Origin of the sequence: Bacillus sp. FSL K6-6038, assembly GCF_038050455.1 — a bacterium.
Classification (GTDB): Bacteria; Bacillota; Bacilli; order Bacillales; family Bacillaceae_G; genus Bacillus_A; species Bacillus_A pseudomycoides.
This window is the reverse complement of record NZ_JBBOUH010000001.1, coordinates 207232-227041: the sequence shown is the minus strand read 5'-3', so window position 1 is coordinate 227041 and position 19810 is coordinate 207232. Positions and strand designations below refer to the sequence as shown.

The following is a 19810-nucleotide window of genomic DNA, read 5'->3' as shown; positions in this document are numbered from 1 at the left end:
CTTTGTTTCATTTTGAACATATAAAAAAGACCTTAGGAGTTGTCCTAAGGGTAAGATTGACTGTCTTTATAAGTTTTCTTAAAAATAAATAAAAAAATACGAAACAAGTTGTTTCGTTCTTTTCTTTGTATAAATGGCGGTCCCGACCGGGGTCGAACCGGCGATCTCCTGCGTGACAGGCAGGCATGTTAACCACTACACCACGGGACCATTGGTTGCGGGGACAGGATTTGAACCTGCGACCTTCGGGTTATGAGCCCGACGAGCTACCGGACTGCTCCACCCCGCGACGATATAAAAGCCTGGCAACGTCCTACTCTCACAGGGACAAGGTCCCAACTACCATCGGCGCTAGAGAGCTTAACTTCCGTGTTCGGTATGGGAACGGGTGTGACCTCTCTGCCATCATTACCAGACTTATGAAGGTATATTCCTTCAAAACTAGATAACATTTGCTTCATATTATATGGTTAAGTCCTCGATCTATTAGTATTCGTCAGCTCCACATGTCACCATGCTTCCACCTCGAACCTATCAACCTGATCATCTTTCAGGGATCTTACTAGCTTACGCTATGGGAAATCTCATCTTGAGGGGGGCTTCATGCTTAGATGCTTTCAGCACTTATCCCTTCCGCACATAGCTACCCAGCTATGCCCTTGGCAGAACAACTGGTACACCAGCGGTGCGTCCATCCCGGTCCTCTCGTACTAAGGACAGCTCCTCTCAAATTTCCTACGCCCACGACGGATAGGGACCGAACTGTCTCACGACGTTCTGAACCCAGCTCGCGTACCGCTTTAATGGGCGAACAGCCCAACCCTTGGGACCGACTACAGCCCCAGGATGCGATGAGCCGACATCGAGGTGCCAAACCTCCCCGTCGATGTGGACTCTTGGGGGAGATAAGCCTGTTATCCCCGGGGTAGCTTTTATCCGTTGAGCGATGGCCCTTCCATGCGGAACCACCGGATCACTAAGCCCGACTTTCGTCCCTGCTCGACTTGTAGGTCTCGCAGTCAAGCTCCCTTATGCCTTTGCACTCTACGAATGATTTCCAACCATTCTGAGGGAACCTTTGGGCGCCTCCGTTACACTTTAGGAGGCGACCGCCCCAGTCAAACTGCCCACCTGACACTGTCTCCCGGGTCGATAAGACCCGTAGGTTAGAATTTCAATACAGTCAGGGCGGTATCCCACCAGCGCCTCCACCGAAGCTAGCGCTCCGGCTTCAAAGGCTCCCGCCTATCCTGTACAAACTGTACCAAAATTCAATATCAGGCTACAGTAAAGCTCCACGGGGTCTTTCCGTCCTGTCGCGGGTAACCTGCATCTTCACAGGTACTATAATTTCACCGAGTCTCTGGTTGAGACAGTGCCCAAATCGTTACACCTTTCGTGCGGGTCGGAACTTACCCGACAAGGAATTTCGCTACCTTAGGACCGTTATAGTTACGGCCGCCGTTTACTGGGGCTTCAGTTCAGAGCTTCGCTTACGCTAACCCCTCTCCTTAACCTTCCAGCACCGGGCAGGTGTCAGCCCCTATACTTCGCCTTACGGCTTCGCAGAGACCTGTGTTTTTGCTAAACAGTCGCTTGGGCCTATTCACTGCGGCTTTCCGTTAAGAAAGCACCCCTTCTCCCGAAGTTACGGGGTCATTTTGCCGAGTTCCTTAACCAGAGTTCTCTCGCACACCTTAGGATTCTCTCCTCGCCTACCTGTGTCGGTTTGCGGTACAGGCACCTTTTATCTCGCTAGAAGCTTTTCTTGGCAGCGGGGAATCAAAGACTTCGCTCCATAAGGAGCTTCCCCATCACAGCTCAGCCTTCACGATAAGCGGATTTGCCTACTTATCAGCCTAACTGCTTGGACGTGCACAACCAATCGCACGCTTCTTCTATCCTTCTGCGTCCCTCCATTGCTCAAACGATAAAGAGGTGGTACAGGAATATCAACCTGTTGTCCATCGCCTACGCCTGTCGGCCTCGGCTTAGGTCCTGACTAACCCTGAGCGGACGAGCCTTCCTCAGGAAACCTTAGGCATTCGGTGGACGGGATTCTCACCCGTCTTTCGCTACTCATACCGGCATTCTCACTTCTAAGCGCTCCACCAGTCCTTACGGTCTGACTTCACTGCCCTTAGAACGCTCCCCTACCACTGATACCATAGGTATCAATTCGCAGCTTCGGTGGTGTATTTAGCCCCGGTACATTTTCGGCGCAGAGTCACTCGACTAGTGAGCTATTACGCACTCTTTAAATGGTGGCTGCTTCTAAGCCAACATCCTAGTTGTCTAAGCAACTCCACATCCTTTTCCACTTAATACACACTTTGGGACCTTAGCTGGCGATCTGGGCTGTTTCCCTCTTGACTACGGATCTTATCACTCGCAGTCTGACTCCTAAGGATAAGTCATTGGCATTCGGAGTTTGACTGAATTCGGTAATCCGATGAGGACCCCTAGTTCAATCAGTGCTCTACCTCCAAGACTCTTACACTTAAGGCTAGCCCTAAAGCTATTTCGGGGAGAACCAGCTATCTCCAGGTTCGATTGGAATTTCTCCGCTACCCACACCTCATCCCCGCACTTTTCAACGTGCGTGGGTTCGGGCCTCCATTCAGTGTTACCTGAACTTCACCCTGGACATGGGTAGATCACCTGGTTTCGGGTCTACGACCACGTACTAAACGCCCTATTCAGACTCGCTTTCGCTACGGCTCCGCCTCTTCAGCTTAACCTCGCACGGGATCGTAACTCGCCGGTTCATTCTACAAAAGGCACGCCATCACCCATTAACGGGCTCTGACTATTTGTAGGCACACGGTTTCAGGATCTCTTTCACTCCCCTTCCGGGGTGCTTTTCACCTTTCCCTCACGGTACTGGTTCACTATCGATCACTAGGTAGTATTTAGCCTTGGGAGATGGTCCTCCCAGATTCCGACGGAATTTCACGTGTTCCGCCGTACTCAGGATACATTCAAGAGAGAACGAAGTTTCGACTACGGGGTTGTTACCCTCTGTGACGAGCCTTTCCAGGCTGCTTCGTCTACCTCGTTCCTTTGTAACTCCGTATAGAATGTCCTACAACCCCAAGAGGCAAGCCTCTTGGTTTGGGCTAGATTCCGTTTCGCTCGCCGCTACTCAGGAAATCGCATTTGCTTTCTCTTCCTCCAGGTACTTAGATGTTTCAGTTCCCTGGGTCTGTCTTCCTTACCCTATGTATTCAGGTAAGGATACCATACCATTACGTATGGTGGGTTTCCCCATTCGGAAATCTTCGGATCAAAGCTTACTTACAGCTCCCCGAAGCATATCGGCGTTAGTCCCGTCCTTCATCGACTCCTAGTGTCAAGGCATCCACCGTGCGCCCTTTCTAACTTAACCAAACTAAAATTAAAAAAATATGAGCTACACTGTTATCTAGTTTTCAAAGAACATACATTTATTTCTGAGAGATAGTTCTCTCAAAACTGAACAAAACGAAACACGGAAACTTATATTGATGAACAGCGTTCATCAATTCTCCATAGAAAGGAGGTGATCCAGCCGCACCTTCCGATACGGCTACCTTGTTACGACTTCACCCCAATCATCTGTCCCACCTTAGGCGGCTGGCTCCAAAAAGGTTACCCCACCGACTTCGGGTGTTACAAACTCTCGTGGTGTGACGGGCGGTGTGTACAAGGCCCGGGAACGTATTCACCGCGGCATGCTGATCCGCGATTACTAGCGATTCCAGCTTCATGTAGGCGAGTTGCAGCCTACAATCCGAACTGAGAACGGTTTTATGAGATTAGCTCCACCTCGCGGTCTTGCAGCTCTTTGTACCGTCCATTGTAGCACGTGTGTAGCCCAGGTCATAAGGGGCATGATGATTTGACGTCATCCCCACCTTCCTCCGGTTTGTCACCGGCAGTCACCTTAGAGTGCCCAACTTAATGATGGCAACTAAGATCAAGGGTTGCGCTCGTTGCGGGACTTAACCCAACATCTCACGACACGAGCTGACGACAACCATGCACCACCTGTCACTCTGCCCCCGAAGGGGAAGCCCTATCTCTAGGGTTGTCAGAGGATGTCAAGACCTGGTAAGGTTCTTCGCGTTGCTTCGAATTAAACCACATGCTCCACCGCTTGTGCGGGCCCCCGTCAATTCCTTTGAGTTTCAGCCTTGCGGCCGTACTCCCCAGGCGGAGTGCTTAATGCGTTAACTTCAGCACTAAAGGGCGGAAACCCTCTAACACTTAGCACTCATCGTTTACGGCGTGGACTACCAGGGTATCTAATCCTGTTTGCTCCCCACGCTTTCGCGCCTCAGTGTCAGTTACAGACCAGAAAGTCGCCTTCGCCACTGGTGTTCCTCCATATCTCTACGCATTTCACCGCTACACATGGAATTCCACTTTCCTCTTCTGCACTCAAGTCTCCCAGTTTCCAATGACCCTCCACGGTTGAGCCGTGGGCTTTCACATCAGACTTAAGAAACCACCTGCGCGCGCTTTACGCCCAATAATTCCGGATAACGCTTGCCACCTACGTATTACCGCGGCTGCTGGCACGTAGTTAGCCGTGGCTTTCTGGTTAGGTACCGTCAAGGTGCCAGCTTATTCAACTAGCACTTGTTCTTCCCTAACAACAGAGTTTTACGACCCGAAAGCCTTCATCACTCACGCGGCGTTGCTCCGTCAGACTTTCGTCCATTGCGGAAGATTCCCTACTGCTGCCTCCCGTAGGAGTCTGGGCCGTGTCTCAGTCCCAGTGTGGCCGATCACCCTCTCAGGTCGGCTACGCATCGTTGCCTTGGTGAGCCGTTACCTCACCAACTAGCTAATGCGACGCGGGTCCATCCATAAGTGACAGCCGAAGCCGCCTTTGAATTTCGCACCATGCGGTGCAAAATGTTATCCGGTATTAGCCCCGGTTTCCCGGAGTTATCCCAGTCTTATGGGCAGGTTACCCACGTGTTACTCACCCGTCCGCCGCTAACTTCATAAGAGCAAGCTCTTAATCCATTCGCTCGACTTGCATGTATTAGGCACGCCGCCAGCGTTCATCCTGAGCCAGGATCAAACTCTCCAATAAAGTTAGTTTGTCTAGCATCTAAAATAAAAATTGACGTTTCACGTTGTTTGTTTCGTTCAGTTTTCAAAGAACTAAAAGCGGGTGAAGAGAATCGAACTCTCGACCAGAGCTTGGAAGGCTCTTGTTTTACCACTAAACTACACCCGCGTGGTCGGGAAGACAGGATTTGAACCTGCGACCCCCTGGTCCCAAACCAGGTGCTCTACCAAGCTGAGCCACTTCCCGTTATGGCGCGCCCGAGAGGACTCGAACCCCTAACCTTTTGATCCGTAGTCAAACGCTCTATCCAATTGAGCTACGGGCGCTTATTCATGATGTTTTGTCGTTGTTGTATTTCAGCGACTCAATTATCTTATCACACTGCATTTTCAAATGCAAGCACTTTTTTATTTTTCTTTGGTGCGGCCGAGAGGACTTGAACCTCCACGGGGTTTCCCCCACTAGGCCCTCAACCTAGCGCGTCTGCCATTCCGCCACGACCGCATATGCGGGTGAAGGGAGTCGAACCCCCACGCCAAAGGCGCCAGATCCTAAGTCTGGTGCGTCTGCCAATTCCGCCACACCCGCGGAAATAAAAAAGAATGAGCCATGAAGGACTCGAACCTTCGACCCTCTGATTAAAAGTCAGATGCTCTACCAACTGAGCTAATGGCTCGTAAATGGCTGGGCTAGCTGGATTCGAACCAGCGCATGACGGAGTCAAAGTCCGTTGCCTTACCGCTTGGCTATAGCCCATCAAAAAATATAATGTTTTTTGAGACGAAAATCATCATATCACAATAACCAATAAAAAACAACTGCTCAAAGGCAGAAGTTAAAATGGCGGTCCCGACCGGGGTCGAACCGGCGATCTCCTGCGTGACAGGCAGGCATGTTAACCACTACACCACGGGACCATTGGTTGCGGGGACAGGATTTGAACCTGCGACCTTCGGGTTATGAGCCCGACGAGCTACCGAACTGCTCCACCCCGCGACGATACTATTCATATGTTATATATGGTGGAGGATGACGGGATCGAACCGCCGACCCCCTGCTTGTAAGGCAGGTGCTCTCCCAGCTGAGCTAATCCTCCAAAAGTGGTGACCCGTACGGGATTCGAACCCGTGTTACCGCCGTGAAAGGGCGGTGTCTTAACCACTTGACCAACGGGCCAATATGAATGGCAGAGAAGAAGGGATTCGAACCCTCGCACCGCGTTAGCGATCTACTCCCTTAGCAGGGGAGCCCCTTGAGCCACTTGGGTACTTCTCTGTATGGCTCCGCAGGTAGGACTCGAACCTACGACCGATCGGTTAACAGCCGATAGCTCTACCACTGAGCTACTGCGGAATAAGAAAGACAAGTTATATCTTATAAAAGTTCATACTATAAGTCAAGTCGTTTATACAAATTCTTGTACAAACGTGACATGTTTATAATATACTGGATTGATTTTTAACTGTCAAGGTGTTTTTTATCTCTTTCAATCTACCTTTACACTTCCCGCAAACATATCTTTTTGTATTTATTTGACGCCTTCTTCTATATTGAAGAAAACATCTCATACATTCATACATATGAGTTTTAATCACCTTCTCTTCTTCGCTCATTCTCTTACAGAATCTAGGCGCACCAACCTTCTTCATTAACTGACGAAAATCTCGATCTCGATGTTGGTACCCTTTCCCCATAATATGCAAATGATAATGACACAACTCATGCTTAATAACGCCAATCAGTTCTTCTTCTCCATACACTTCATAATAACGATAGTTTAATTCTATATTATGACTTCGCAACAAATACCTCCCACCAGTTGTACGTAGTCGTTTATTGAACATTGCTTTATGTAAAAAAGCCCTACCGAAATATTGCAACGATATTTCTTCTACAAGTCTTTGAACTTCTTTTTCATTCATTTTCATTCCCCCAAAAACTAAAAATAAACTTACACTTTTCCTCTTTCTTATACATATATTAAATAGTACATATACCCATCCTCATTCAAAAGTGCAATTTCTATGAACTACCCTCTTCCTCATCTATCCATAGAACTTCGCTAACCAAACTCTTATAAGCAGTTCCCGAAATTGAGCTTTTTACTTACTTCGAATCTTATCTCAATGTATAGGGGGCTACTTGTTAGAGCCGGATTAAACAAGGAGGGATTCTTATGCCTACGTGGCTCCGAAAACAAATGCAACGTGCATATTTCGAAAAAAACCGGTATCAAATTAAGTTACTAAATGAATGCTGGTTCTATTATAGCAAAACACATCAAAATTCCTGATAAAGTGAACGTTATATCAGTGGGGGATGAAGGCTCCCCCACTAATTCAAATTTCACTAACATCCGTTCATAAAAAAAGAGCAGTGTCATACCTGCCCTCTTCCCATTATTATTCAATAGGTAACATTGCTAAGGCAACGCGCCCTTTTTTCATATCAACATCATCTACCCAGACCTTTACAATTTGCCCGACAGACACCACATCTAACGGATGCTTCACAAACTGTTTGCTAAGTTTAGAAATATGTACTAAACCATCTTGTTTCACACCAATATCGACAAACGCACCAAAGTCAACAACATTTCGAACAGTTCCTTCTAACTCCATGCCACGCTTTAAATCTTCTAATTTGAGAATTCCCTTTTTCAAAAGTGGTTTTGGTAATTCATCACGCAGATCTCGTTCCGGACTAATTAAAGCATCTATAATATCAATTAATGTCGGCTCACCGATATTTATCTCTTGAGATAATTTAGAGAGCTCTACTCCTTCTAAACACTTTTGTAAGTGCGGTTGTCCTACATCATCAATCGATAATCCTAAACTCTTTAATAGTAACTCAACATTTTTATACTGCTCTGGATGAATACTTGTTCTATCAAGTGGATTTTTACCTTCTAGTATACGTAAGAAACCAATGCATTGCTCATACGTTTTGGCGCCTAAACGTGGTATTCCCTTCAACTCTGTACGCTTTGTAAATTTCCCATCTTCTTCACGTTTTTTTACAATATTTTTCGCAACTGTTTTTGATAATCCGGAAACGTACTGCAATAGCGCTACAGAAGCTGTATTCACATTCACTCCTACTTGGTTAACGGCTGTTTCCACGACAAATGTTAATGATTCATTTAATCTCTTTTGCGATACATCATGTTGATATTGCCCTACCCCAACTGATTTCGGATCAATTTTCACAAGTTCGGCAAGCGGATCTTGCAGACGTCTTCCAATCGAAATGGCACTTCTTTCCTCAACTTGCAAATCCGGAAATTCTTCACGAGCCAAATCAGAAGCTGAATATACACTAGCACCAGCTTCATTGACAATAATATAAAATACATCTTGCGGTACTACCTGTAAGACATCTACTATAAACTCTTCCGTTTCCCTAGAAGCTGTACCATTTCCAATCGCAATCATCTGAACCTGATATTTTTCTAGAATAGAAACAACTTTTGCTTTTGCATCTTCATATTTTCGAACAGGCGGATGCGGATAAATAACATCAATATGCAGAACTTTCCCTGTATCATCTACTACTGCTAACTTACATCCTGTTCGATACGCAGGATCTACCGCTAATACCACTTTCCCTTTCATAGGTGGCTGTAATAACAAATTACGTAAGTTCTCAGAGAAAATATGAATCGCTTGTTCTTCTGCTTTTTCAGTTAATTCTTTTCGAATTTCCCTTTCAATTGATGGCTGAATTAATCTCTTATATCCGTCTTCAATCGCTAATTGTACATAATCTGCACTTTCAGAAGAAACATCATGAATTACTTTTTTATGTAAAAAACGAACAATCTCTTCTGTTGGCGGGACAACAGAAGCTTTTAGGACCTCTTCTTTTTCACCACGGTTCATAGCTAATACACGATGAGGTACAATCTTTTGCAGTGGCTCTTCATAACCGTAATACATCTCATATATATTTTTTTCATCTTTTTCTTCATCTTTTACAGAGGACGCAATCATTCCTTTTTTAAAGGTAACATTTCGAATCCAGCTGCGGTACGCCGCATTATCCGATATAAGTTCTGCAATAATATCTTGTGCACCTTGAAGTGCTTCTTGAGCGGATTGTACTTCTTTCTCGGCATTAACAAATTCCTTTGCCTTACCTGTCGGATCTTCTTTTGTAAATAGAAGTAACCATTCAGCTAGTGGCTCTAGCCCCTTATCCTTCGCGATTGTTGCTTTTGTTCTTCTTTTTTCTTTATAAGGACGGTACAAATCTTCTACTTCTTGTAACTTTGTTGCAGATACAATATGATGGTGCAGATCTTCTGTTAATTTTCCCTTTTCATTAATCAGACGAAGAACCTCTTCTTTTCGATCTTCAAGTTGCATCATATATTGCCATCTTTCTAAGATTGCACGGATTTGCACTTCATCTAAAGAACCTGTCCATTCCTTTCGGTAACGAGCAATAAATGGAACTGTATTACCTTCTTCTGTTAATTGAATAACATGACGAACTTGCTTTTCTGTAAAGCCTAATTCTTTCACTAACATTTTCATTAACGCTTGTCGATTATCTACCATTCCCATATACAACCGAAACCTCCTCTAATAAAAAAAGTTGCCCCTAAAAGAGAGCAACTTAAACTGCCGATTTAAAAATCTATTAGTCCTAAACTAATTTGTAAAGCTTCGTCTACACGACTCATCATCATCTCATCTAAATGAGTGATTTTGTCCGTTAAGCGTTGCTTATCGATTGTTCGAATCTGCTCGAGCAAGATAACAGAATCTCTCTCAAATCCGTACTTTTTTGCATCGATTTCCACATGTGTGGGCAATTTTGCTTTCTGAATCTGTGCAGTAATAGCCGCTACAATCACAGTCGGACTAAAACGATTTCCGATGTCATTTTGAATGACAAGAACCGGACGAACGCCTCCTTGCTCAGAACCAACAACTGGGGAAAGGTCTGCAAAATACACGTCGCCGCGTTTTACAATCAAAATATTACCCCCCGCTAACTAAGCGTTCTACTGTATGAGCTGCTTCATACTCTGCTAAGAAAGCTTCAGATGCAATACCAAGATTAATTTTTCCCATTTCAATGTACCCACGTCGCATTGATTCATGTTGGTAGCGTTTCTTCGTCTTATGTTGACGCAATAACAGTTGTGTTGCCTGGCAAATTAGTTCATGGCGATTCTTATTCTCTTGTTTTCCAATTCCGTCCAATTCCGTTACCACTTGCTTTGGCAACCGAACCACGATTTCAGTAGTTACACTTGATTCGGACACAAAAATACACCTCCACCGTCAACTACACACCCAAATATATATGACACCTATTGTAATAATACCATTGTATGGAGCCTGTTGCAAAGACTTCCTTATTCCTTGTTTATGTTTTCCAATTCACAAATAAAACATTCACTCTCATTTACTTTTTATCTCTTTTTAACAAGAAGTGAAGGGGAATTTCCACGAACGGGAGCCCCCATCATCATTGATAACTAGCAAGTAGGAACTATCACAAAGATGTTTGCTTATATATCATTTAAATAGTTTATTACTTTTACCACTTCCCCATGTCGTATGAATACACGTGGAACACGAAAACTAATTGTCGCGATAATCTCATAATTAATGGTATTTGAATACTCGGCAACCTCAGTTGCACTAATGTACTCATCACCTTGCTGTCCAATCAGGGTAACCTTTGTTCCAAGTGGTACTTCACAGGGAAGATGCAACATACATTGATCCATTGTAATCCGACCTACAATAGGAACTCTTTTCCCCTGAACGAGCACTTCAAATCCCTGTAGTCGTCTAAGCCAACCATCTGCATATCCAATCGGTACTGTCGCAATCCACTCTTCTGTCTTCGTCCGATATGTGACATTATAGCTAATCCTATCACCTTTAATGACTCGTTTAATATGTGCGACTGTTGTATGAAGTGAAAGAGCAGGTTCTAATTTAATTGGTAAATAAGGGCGTATTTCTACAGAAGGTGATAACCCATACATTGCAATTCCAATTCGAACTGCATTAAATGTAATTCCATCAAATCGCATAGTAGCTGCACTATTTGCCGTATGAATAAATGTTGGATTCACCCCGAATGCTTTCAACCAACTAAGTTGCTCTAAAAAAGTGTTATACTGCTTATCAAAGTAAGATGTCTCTACTTCATCTGCTGTTGCAAAATGCGTATATATCCCTTCCAACTCCAAAAAGGGGGCATCTTCTAAGCTTCGTAAGAACTCTTTTAGCTCTTTACGTTCACGAATCCCAATTCTACCCATACCACTATCGAAGTTAATATGAAACTTCATCGGGAACGGGCTATCCCAAATTTCTACTGCTTCTTCAACCCATTCCTTTTGAAAAACAGTTAGTGCTACATCATTCTCAGCAGCTACATTCACATCACGTGGCGGTGAAGGACCTATTACTAAAATTGGTGCAGTAATCCCAGCGCGCCTAAGTACTAGTGCCTCATCTAAAAAAGCAACTGCTAATCTTGTTGCTCCTGCTTCTAATGCTGTTCTTGCTACTAGAACATAGTCATGTCCATATGCGTTCGCTTTCACTACAGCAAAAATCTCGACACTTTCCGGAATGATTTCTTTAATGTGCGTTACATTATTGTAAATTGCATCCAAATTTACTTCTACCCACGTATCACGGTAAAACGATGATTTTTCCATAAAAAACACTTCCTTAAAAAACACTTCCTTATATACGATATGCGAAGCTCATTCTTTTATATTCGTCTTTTTATGAAATCCATTCCTCAAGACAAGAAAAAACGTGGTGCATATACATCACCACGCCTTAAAAGTTTATCCCGCTATTCACGCGCATTAAAACCCCACCCTCAAGATTTAGAGAAAAACAAAGAAAATAGATGGGGAGTAACTGCCCGTAAAAGCCTGATTTGTGATGACTTTCCATCAATTTGGAATCCCCCACTGATGGAATTTCCACTTTATTTCACCTGCTTTTCTGCAACAGAACGAGCTACCATTAACAGCTCATCTGGTTTTAAATCTTTAGACACGAGCATATATTCCACTCCGTTATGCGACCATGTTAATGAGTCTTTCGCTAGAGCACCAATTGTAAAGCCAAGATCGACTAACTCTCCACTTACACTTATTGACGCTGAAGCTTCAGCAACCTTCGCTTTTTCTTGTATCAATGTAAAGGATTTCTTATTTCCAGTGTATGTGAGTATCGCACGCTTACCACTGTCTGTCTTTAACTCTTTTTCTTCATTTAAAACCATCCCTTGCGGAGTATCACGTGGATATAAAATAGCAAATGGCTTATCTTCTTTCGCTGTTGTTTGCACATCCACTTGCGCCCTGGACATATTTTGTTTCGTATCAAATGCCCCCTTATCAAACTTTGTATCAAACTTCACTTTTGAAAAATCTACTTTCACAAGAACATTTTGATCATTATCCATCAATTTTACCGAAACAGGCGCTAAATCACTTTTATTAAATTTAATCTCTTGCTTCGGCAGCATATTTTGATGGTGATAATTCGTTTTTGTTTTAAACACATAATATTTATCCGTTTTCTCAAATGAAAGATTCTTATCATTTAAAATATCTCTTACAAGTGACTCATACAAATAAGCTTGGCTGCTATTTTGCGGCCAGTCGCTTTGAAATCGAAAACTTTTATTAAGAGCTGGTGTTAATACAAAAACACCCTCATTATTTCGTAAAATAATTTGGCTTTGATCCTTTTTCGTGTTTTTTAAATTCACACGATAATAAGAAGGTTCTTTGTGCCAAACTTCCACGTTATACTCTTGTGGTTCATTCCCCGTTTTAATAGATAACTTTGCTTCAGCTTGATAACTCTTCATACTCTTAACCTTCGCTTCTAAATCTCGCACGATGTCTTCCTGTTTCTTTTCCATACAACCCGCTAACACGAAAACGGTCAATAAACCGACAATAACTAAAAATAGCCGCCTTTTCATCATTTCAGCCCCTTTGCCCCTATAAATGAATGGAAGATATTTCTTCCTTATCGCTAAATCAAATATATGAGACAAAGATGTAAAATATGCAGACTAGCGTGACGAGCTTTCTAAAACAACCTGTGCCACTGCAAATTCTCTACTATGACTGATTGATAGATGAACGATGTGCTCTGTATTTGCAATAAGAACTGGCTTACCTCTATCATCATTTTTTATTTTAATATCCAAAAAACTTACTTCTTTTCCAATACCTGTTCCAAGAGCTTTAGAATACGCTTCTTTCGCTGCAAATCTTCCCGCTACAAATTCTACAAGACGATTCCCTTTTAATTTAGAAGCAACACTACGTTCCTCCTCAGTTAAAACACGCTCCATAAATTTAAGCTTTCCATCTAGCATTTTTTCAATTCGATTTAGTTCGATAATATCAATTCCGATCCCTATAATCATTTCAAAATTCCCCTTCTTCTATTTGTATTCCTTCATTCATATTGTAAGAATAACAGAGAATCTTTCTGATGCAAAAGGAGTGAAAATATAAAATGCCAATACCCTATATGCGAACCACCTTACAACCCGTCATTCTCTCTTTACTTTTCTTGCAACTAATCATGATGATAATAGGAGATCTTTTCTTCCCTACTTTAGCTGCTTACAATGAATATATTTCTAAGGGAGAATGGTGGCGATTTATAACTTCTCTATTTATACATGTAGACTTTCAGCACTTTCTTTCCAATAGCATTTGTCTATTTCTTCTCGGTCAATCTATCGAAAAACAACTAGGGAGTATTCGATTCCCTATTTTATTTTTTACTGCTGGCATTAGCGGCAATATTTTCTCTTATATTATTATGCCCATCGGGTATGTTCATGCCGGCGCATCAGGTGGAATTTTCGGATTACTCGGTGCACAGCTTTTTCTTTTATATAGTCGCTATCGGTCTTCTCAACCAAAAGAGTTAATTTTCTTTTCTTCAATTATATTACTATTACTTCTTTTCACATTCTTCAATCCGTCCGCTAATCCCATTAGCCATTTAACCGGACTACTAATTGGTGGTATTTGCACTCCATTTTTAGCAAAAAAAAACGATGGTGTAGAGCTTATTTAATATAAAAGCTCCCGCCATCAATCATTTCCACCTCTGATTTTGTACCAAGATCTCGTATTAATCGAAATAAAGATTCATCCTTCTTTTTCGCTTCAATCATACAATCAATTTGCGAAACGCTACCTTTGATTTTCTGTAAAAAGGATAGAAATGTATCTGCATTAATAAAGTCTGCGTGCGCTCGAGGATCATTGCCTTCTCTCGGGCTGGAAATATGCATTTTGATTGGTAATAAAGATGTTTTCCAAGTATTTACTACACGCTCCCAATCTTCATACCAATCTTCTTCATCGTTATTCATCATATGATGATGCAGGTCAAACACGACTGGAACTGCCAATTTTTCACCTAAATATAGTGTTTCTTTTAATGAAAAGGTCGTATCATCATTTTCTAACATAATCATTTCTTGAATACTTGCAGGAACATTTGACCAATTTTCAATGAAACGTTCTAACGCAAGTTCTTTATCATCATATCCACCACCAACATGTAACACAGCGCGATGACTCCGCTGTATGCCCATTCCTTTCAATAATTTCCGATGCATTTGAAGCGTCTTTATTGATTGTTTTAAAATATTTTCTTGCGGTGAATTTAGCACAACAAAGTGATCAGGATGAAAATCGATCCTCATCTTCATCCGATTCGCATACTCACCCACTTCTTTTAATTTCTCTTTTAAAGGACGAATGTAATTCCAATCCAACAATTCTTCATGGTTTGCTAGAGGAATTAACTTTGAACTAAGCCGAAAAAATGCTATATCATGTCCCTTATTATGCTTTAATAACCGTAAACAATTTTCTAAATTAGAATTAGCAATTCTTTCAAGTTTATGAATCGCCGCCTCTCGATCTTTAATACGTTGAAATTGTGCATATGTCATCGTTTGAGATGGAGATGCATTGTTTAAATGTACACTCATCGCTACATAACCAAGTCTTACAAGCATAAAGTCCCTCTTTTCTATACAACTTACTTGTAGTATGCACAATTACACAAATAAAAAAGAGGATGACCTTTTGGTCATCCTCTTTTTTATTAAGCTTGTGGCTTACGGCTATGATGTTTTCTTTCGCCGCGTCCATTTGAAGATCCTGGGCGCCCCTGACCTTCACCTTTACGACCACGGTTACGATTACCATCACGATTACCATCACGGTTACCATCACGGTTACCATCACGGTTACCGTCACGATTGCGACCATCACGGTTGCGATCACGATTACGACCATCTCCACCGCGTCCATCGCGACTACGGTTACGGTTACCATCACGGTATCCATTTCCGTTACCACCGCGCTTTTTAGAACCTCTTGAAACAACTGGTGGCTCTGATGTTAAAGCAATCGGTGTTGTATCTGGCTCTTTTGTCATCATTTTTAAAGCAGCTGCTACAACAGTTACAGAATCATTTTCTTCTAACATTTCTTCTGCAATACGTTTGTAGTATGCTAAGTTATCACTTTCAATTGTGCTTTGAAGTTTTTCTGCGATTAAACGTTGTTGACCTTCTAATGCTTCGTCAAGTGTCGGTGCATTCATACGGTCAATTTTGCGTTTTGTTGTCTGTTCGATATTTTTTAATTGTCCTGATTCACGTGGCGTTACAAATAGCATTGCAATACCTTTTTTACCAGCACGGCCAGTACGACCAATACGGTGAACATATGATTCTGGATCTTGTGGAATATCGAAGTTATATACGTGTGTTACACCTGAAATATCAAGACCACGCGCCGCAACGTCTGTTGCAACAAGAACTTCAATAGAACCTTCTTTAAATTTACGCAATACAGACATACGTTTCGCTTGTGTTAAATCACCATGAATACCTTCTGCTGCATAACCGCGTAAGTTTAAAGCTTCTGATAACTCATCCACACGACGCTTTGTGCGACCAAATACAATCGCAAGCTCTGGAGATTGTATATCTAATAAGCGTGTTAACACGTCAAACTTTTTCTTTTCTTGCACTTCTAAATAGAACTGCTGAATGTTTGGCATTGTTACTTCTTTTGCTTTTACTTTAATGTGTTGAGGCTCAGTCATGAAGCGCTCAGCAATACGACGGATTGGGTCTGGCATTGTTGCTGAGAATAATAATGTTTGATGTGTTTCTGGCACATCTGTTAAAATTGCTTCAATATCTTCAATGAAACCCATGTTTAACATTTCATCTGCTTCGTCAAGAACAACAGTTTCTACGTTTTGTAGACGAAGTGTTTTACGGTTAATATGATCTAAAATACGACCCGGCGTACCAACAATAATGTGTGGGTGTTTTTTTAGAGCACGAATTTGGCGGTTAATATCTTGGCCACCATAGATTGGTAAAATACGAACACGTTTATGTTTACCAATTTTGTAAAGTTCTTCTCCAACTTGGATTGCTAATTCACGCGTTGGCGCGATAACAATACCTTGAACTGATTCTTTATGTGTATCCACTTTATCTAATAGTGGTAATCCAAATGCTGCTGTTTTCCCTGTACCTGTTTGTGCTTGCCCAATAATGTCTTTACCTTGCAATGCATGTGGAATTGTTTCAGCTTGAATTGGCGTAGCCTCTTCAAAGCCCATACTTTCAACAGATTGCAGTAAAGAATCACTTAATCCTAATTCTCGAAATGTTGTCAATGTTACTTCTCCTTTTCTATCCTATACTTATCATTTAAAAAAAGGCGTTTTCCGAATTTGCGGAAAAGCCCTTTTCCTGAATGCTCACGTATATAAACGGGCGTATATTCTTCGCGAAAATACTTCTAAACGTTATTACACTTTATCAATTATAAGTTTTGTATGTGCAAAAAGCAAACCCAACTGTTACCTTATTTCATATAAAGAGCTTTTTTCTTCACTTTTATTTTTTTATTTTTTACTGTAAGCGCTTATTAGCAGTTTCCACTATTTTTGTATCTATCATCCCTATTTACACGCACCAATTATTTCAACATCGTAATAACTTCTTCCAACTTCATTCCGCGAGATGCTTTCACTAATACAACGTCTTTCACATCAACGACTTCTTGTAAATTTTTCACAAGCTCTTCTTTATTGTCATATACTTTTACACGTTCATTAGGGAAGTTAATTTTTGCTCCTTCAGCAATTTGCGCCCCCAGTCTACCGTACGTAAATACATAGGAGATTCGTGCAGGGTCAATTAACTTACCAACTTCATAATGAAATTGCACCTCTTGGTCTCCAAGCTCTAGCATATCACCAAGAACAACAATTTTTTTAGAAAATCCGTCTAAACCATTCATTAAATGAAAGGCAGCTTCCATAGCTGTTGGACTTGCATTATATGCGTCATTAATAATTGTTAACCCATTTTCTGTTTTCACAATTTCCATTCGCATACCTGTCATTTGAAGTGTTACTAAACCTTGCTTCATTTCTTCCCACGTTACACCGAAGTATTTCGCAATCGCCATTGATGCAAGTGTATTATACACATTATGCTTCCCAAGAACTGGAAGATAGAACACGATATTCTCATCCTGATTCATCTTAAAGTACGTTCCTGTCGCCTGCAACGTTACAGATGTTGGATAATAATTATTCGCCCTTGCATCACCAAATGTAATTGTCTCCGCAGCTAGGTTCATGCTCGGAACACGATTTGTTAAAAGCGGTTCATCACCATTGTATACAAATACTCCACCATCCTGTAATCCTGTAACAATTTCAAGTTTCGCCTCAGCAATCGCATCGCGAGATCCTAAATCCATCAAATGTGCTTCCCCAATATTTGTAATGATTGCAGCGTTCGGGCGAGCTAACTTAGATAAAAATTCAATTTCACCTCGGCTCGACATTCCCATCTCCAATACAGCCATTTCTGTATTTTCTTCTAGGCTTAAAATAGTAAGCGGCAAACCGATATGGTTATTAAAGTTCCCCTCTGTTTTTTGAACCTTAAATTTGGTTGCAAGGAGGCTTGTCACAATATCTTTCGTAGACGTTTTACCGTTACTTCCTGTTACACCTATAACTTTTACATCTAACTGATCACGATAGCTTTTTGCTAATGTTTGCAGCGCTTCTAATGTATCTTCTACAAAAATCACTGGTATATTCACAGGAGGATTTTGCACATTTTTTTTCCAAAGCGTAGCTACAGCGCCATTTTCAATTGCTTTTTCTACAAAAGAATGACCATCAAAGCGATCACCCTGAATCGGAATGTATAAGTTTCCTGTTGTAATTTTTCTTGTATCAATAGATACACCTTGTACAGTTTCATTAACGTATTTTTCCGCTAAACCTACACCCATTACCATTTGCTCTACTTGTTTTAACGTTCGTTTCATCATACATACCACTCCTTACATAGAAGAAACACTATTCTCTTGAATAGTGCTTCCCCCTTTTTTGTTAGATTGTATATTTAATTTTTTGCTTTTCTTCGTGACGCTCAATTGCCAAACGAATCAATTCTTCAATTAACTTCGGATATGGCAAATCCGTGTGTTGCCATAGCAGCGGGAACATACTAAATGGCGTAAATCCTGGCATTGTATTTACTTCATTAATATATACTTCCCCATCTTTCGTTAAGAAGAAATCCGCTCTTGTTAATCCAGCACCATCTAAAGATTGGAATGCACGAATTGCATCTCTTTGAATCGCCTTTGACTCTTCTTCTGTAACTTCAGCTGGAATAATTAATGCCGTATCGCCATCAATGTATTTTGATTTATAATCATAAAACTCTTTCTTCGGTACAATCTCACCGATAACAGAACATTTTGGCTCATCATTACCTAAAACGCCAACTTCCACTTCACGACCTACAATATTTTCTTCTACGATAATTTTGCGGTCAAATTGGAACGCTTCTTCAAATGCTTTTTCTAATTCTTCACGATCTTTACATTTATTGATACCAACACTTGATCCAAGGTTCGCTGGTTTGACAAAGCATGGGTAGCCTAATACTTCTTCTACCTTTTCATAAGCTGCTTGGCAATTTTTCTCCCATACACTGCGAATGAAAGATGCATACTTCGCTTGTTTCAATCCAGCTTCAGCAAAGATATTTTTCATAACAACTTTATCCATACCAGCAGCTGATGCTAATACACCGTTACCAACGTATGGAATATTCATTAACTCTAATAATCCTTGTACTGTTCCATCTTCACCATTCGGTCCATGTAACAGCGGGAAAATAACATCAATTGCCTCTTCTTGCTTAGAAGAAGAAGGTATAATTTCTGTACTTAATGATACTGGAGAAATTGCATTTTCCTCTCCATTCATTTGCAATGCTTGCACGCTCGTTACTTCACCTTCAATGCGTTCACCACGCATCCATTGGCCTTGCTCTGTAATATAAATTGGATGAATCTCGAATTTTTCTTGATTTAATGCTTTAATAGCAGCAAGAGCTGTTTGTAATGAAACTTGATGCTCTGCTGATTTCCCACCATATAATAAACCTAATTTAATTTTCGTCAATGAAATCACCCTAACCAATTGTTTTCATTTTTCTATTTTAGCACTTTTTATAAAAATAGGCAGTTCCTATTTGAAATAAAGTAAAACTTTTCTCAATAGGAGTCTTACCACCTTCGAATAGCGCGATAAAATGAAACTTCCATAAGGTGAAACTTTAATCAGTGGG

The 19810-nt window shown here is 41.6% G+C and carries 13 protein-coding genes, 15 tRNA genes and 3 rRNA genes; 2 read left to right on the top strand and 29 right to left on the bottom strand.

Translation table 11 applies throughout. From position 1 onward, the window contains the following. Positions 1–134: 134 nt before the first annotated feature. The 19 genes from NSQ40_RS01370 to NSQ40_RS01280 all read right to left on the bottom strand — a co-directional run bounded on the left by NSQ40_RS01370 (position 135) and on the right by NSQ40_RS01280 (position 6987). Positions 135–210, bottom strand: a tRNA-Asp gene (locus NSQ40_RS01370). A 2-nt stretch (positions 211–212) separates the two neighbouring features. Next, positions 213–289 (bottom strand) — tRNA-Met (locus NSQ40_RS01365). An 11-nt stretch (positions 290–300) separates the two neighbouring features. Continuing rightward, positions 301–416: ribosomal RNA gene (gene rrf, locus NSQ40_RS01360) — 5S ribosomal RNA — on the bottom strand. 50 nt (positions 417–466) lie between these two features. Continuing rightward, positions 467–3388: ribosomal RNA gene (locus tag NSQ40_RS01355) — 23S ribosomal RNA — on the bottom strand. Positions 3389–3534: 146 nt separating this feature from the next. Then, positions 3535–5086 (bottom strand): 16S ribosomal RNA (locus NSQ40_RS01350). Together the 16S, 23S and 5S rRNA genes with 15 tRNA genes alongside form the textbook arrangement of a ribosomal RNA operon. A 76-nt stretch (positions 5087–5162) precedes the next feature. After that, positions 5163–5233 (bottom strand) — tRNA-Gly (locus tag NSQ40_RS01345). A 1-nt stretch (position 5234) separates the two neighbouring features. Continuing rightward, positions 5235–5311, bottom strand: a tRNA-Pro gene (locus NSQ40_RS01340). Between the two features lie 3 nt (positions 5312–5314). After that, positions 5315–5391 (bottom strand) — tRNA-Arg (locus NSQ40_RS01335). 92 nt (positions 5392–5483) lie between these two features. Further along, positions 5484–5569, bottom strand: a tRNA-Leu gene (locus tag NSQ40_RS01330). Between the two features lie 3 nt (positions 5570–5572). Further along, positions 5573–5653 (bottom strand) — tRNA-Leu (locus tag NSQ40_RS01325). A gap of 15 nt (positions 5654–5668) precedes the next feature. After that, positions 5669–5741 (bottom strand) — tRNA-Lys (locus NSQ40_RS01320). 5 nt (positions 5742–5746) lie between these two features. Then, positions 5747–5821, bottom strand: a tRNA-Gln gene (locus NSQ40_RS01315). An 85-nt stretch (positions 5822–5906) separates the two neighbouring features. Next, positions 5907–5982: transfer RNA gene (locus NSQ40_RS01310), tRNA-Asp, on the bottom strand. 2 nt (positions 5983–5984) lie between these two features. Further along, positions 5985–6061 (bottom strand) — tRNA-Met (locus tag NSQ40_RS01305). A 24-nt stretch (positions 6062–6085) separates the two neighbouring features. Beyond that, positions 6086–6161 (bottom strand) — tRNA-Val (locus NSQ40_RS01300). Positions 6162–6166: 5 nt separating this feature from the next. Further along, positions 6167–6241 (bottom strand) — tRNA-Glu (locus tag NSQ40_RS01295). Between the two features lie 8 nt (positions 6242–6249). Continuing rightward, positions 6250–6340: transfer RNA gene (locus NSQ40_RS01290), tRNA-Ser, on the bottom strand. A gap of 3 nt (positions 6341–6343) precedes the next feature. After that, positions 6344–6418 (bottom strand) — tRNA-Asn (locus NSQ40_RS01285). Positions 6419–6501: 83 nt separating this feature from the next. After that, on the bottom strand, positions 6502–6987 hold the full coding sequence (locus NSQ40_RS01280; protein WP_018767122.1) for a SprT family protein: 486 nt from the start codon (positions 6985–6987) through the stop codon (positions 6502–6504). Between the two features lie 254 nt (positions 6988–7241). On the opposite strand from NSQ40_RS01280, the gene cmpA reads away from it, so the two are divergent. Beyond that, entirely contained in the window at positions 7242–7358 is a 117-nt protein-coding gene (gene cmpA / locus NSQ40_RS01275; RefSeq protein ID WP_017154227.1) for a cortex morphogenetic protein CmpA, read from the top strand. A gap of 109 nt (positions 7359–7467) precedes the next feature. Here the strand turns inward: cmpA and NSQ40_RS01270 are convergent, their stop codons facing one another. The 6 genes from NSQ40_RS01270 to acpS all read right to left on the bottom strand — a co-directional run bounded on the left by NSQ40_RS01270 (position 7468) and on the right by acpS (position 13507). Then, entirely contained in the window at positions 7468–9636 is a 2169-nt protein-coding gene (locus NSQ40_RS01270; protein ID WP_003194530.1) for a Tex family protein, read from the bottom strand. 65 nt (positions 9637–9701) lie between these two features. Then, a complete protein-coding gene (gene ndoA / locus NSQ40_RS01265) occupies positions 9702–10052 on the bottom strand; it encodes a type II toxin-antitoxin system endoribonuclease NdoA (protein ID WP_003194532.1) in 351 nt (116 codons plus the stop codon). Between the two features lie 4 nt (positions 10053–10056). Continuing rightward, positions 10057–10344: an antitoxin EndoAI gene (locus NSQ40_RS01260; protein WP_000004571.1), complete on the bottom strand. Its 288-nt coding sequence runs from the start codon at positions 10342–10344 to the stop codon at positions 10057–10059. A gap of 248 nt (positions 10345–10592) precedes the next feature. Beyond that, complete coding sequence (gene alr / locus NSQ40_RS01255; protein ID WP_097786753.1) at positions 10593–11762, bottom strand: alanine racemase; 1170 nt, start codon at positions 11760–11762, stop codon at positions 10593–10595. Between the two features lie 281 nt (positions 11763–12043). Then, positions 12044–12991, bottom strand: a complete 948-nt coding sequence (locus NSQ40_RS01250; RefSeq protein ID WP_029427332.1) for a LolA family protein — start codon at positions 12989–12991, stop codon at positions 12044–12046. 156 nt (positions 12992–13147) lie between these two features. Then, positions 13148–13507 carry a holo-ACP synthase gene (gene acpS, locus NSQ40_RS01245; RefSeq protein WP_003194538.1) on the bottom strand — a complete coding sequence of 120 codons (360 nt, stop codon included), beginning with the start codon at positions 13505–13507 and terminating at the stop codon, positions 13148–13150. Positions 13508–13599: 92 nt separating this feature from the next. Between acpS and NSQ40_RS01240 the strand changes: the two genes are divergently transcribed. Next, positions 13600–14172 carry a rhomboid family intramembrane serine protease gene (locus NSQ40_RS01240; protein ID WP_018767126.1) on the top strand — a complete coding sequence of 191 codons (573 nt, stop codon included), beginning with the start codon at positions 13600–13602 and terminating at the stop codon, positions 14170–14172. On the opposite strand, the gene uvsE is transcribed toward NSQ40_RS01240, so the two are convergent. From uvsE to NSQ40_RS01220, 4 genes are all read right to left on the bottom strand, one after another. After that, entirely contained in the window at positions 14165–15127 is a 963-nt protein-coding gene (gene uvsE, locus NSQ40_RS01235) for a UV DNA damage repair endonuclease UvsE (protein WP_003205602.1), read from the bottom strand. The genes NSQ40_RS01240 and uvsE overlap by 8 nt on opposite strands. 89 nt (positions 15128–15216) lie before the next feature. Further along, on the bottom strand, positions 15217–16815 hold the full coding sequence (locus NSQ40_RS01230; RefSeq protein ID WP_033797746.1) for a DEAD/DEAH box helicase: 1599 nt from the start codon (positions 16813–16815) through the stop codon (positions 15217–15219). A gap of 305 nt (positions 16816–17120) precedes the next feature. Beyond that, positions 17121–18497: a UDP-N-acetylmuramoyl-tripeptide--D-alanyl-D-alanine ligase gene (locus NSQ40_RS01225; RefSeq protein ID WP_003205599.1), complete on the bottom strand. Its 1377-nt coding sequence runs from the start codon at positions 18495–18497 to the stop codon at positions 17121–17123. A gap of 61 nt (positions 18498–18558) precedes the next feature. Then, entirely contained in the window at positions 18559–19644 is a 1086-nt protein-coding gene (locus NSQ40_RS01220; protein WP_018767130.1) for a D-alanine--D-alanine ligase, read from the bottom strand. Positions 19645–19810 lie beyond the last annotated feature (166 nt).

Coding starts and splice junctions, on each gene's coding strand:
- NSQ40_RS01280 (WP_018767122.1), bottom strand. CDS start 6,987: ATGAATGAAAAAGAAGTTCAAAGACTTGTAGAAGAAATATCGTTGCAA.
- cmpA (WP_017154227.1), top strand. CDS start 7,242: ATGCCTACGTGGCTCCGAAAACAAATGCAACGTGCATATTTCGAAAAA.
- NSQ40_RS01270 (WP_003194530.1), bottom strand. CDS start 9,636: ATGGGAATGGTAGATAATCGACAAGCGTTAATGAAAATGTTAGTGAAA.
- alr (WP_097786753.1), bottom strand. CDS start 11,762: ATGGAAAAATCATCGTTTTACCGTGATACGTGGGTAGAAGTAAATTTG.
- NSQ40_RS01250 (WP_029427332.1), bottom strand. CDS start 12,991: ATGGAAAAGAAACAGGAAGACATCGTGCGAGATTTAGAAGCGAAGGTT.
- acpS (WP_003194538.1), bottom strand. CDS start 13,507: ATGATTATAGGGATCGGAATTGATATTATCGAACTAAATCGAATTGAA.
- NSQ40_RS01240 (WP_018767126.1), top strand. CDS start 13,600: ATGCCAATACCCTATATGCGAACCACCTTACAACCCGTCATTCTCTCT.
- uvsE (WP_003205602.1), bottom strand. CDS start 15,127: ATGCTTGTAAGACTTGGTTATGTAGCGATGAGTGTACATTTAAACAAT.
- NSQ40_RS01225 (WP_003205599.1), bottom strand. CDS start 18,497: ATGATGAAACGAACGTTAAAACAAGTAGAGCAAATGGTAATGGGTGTA.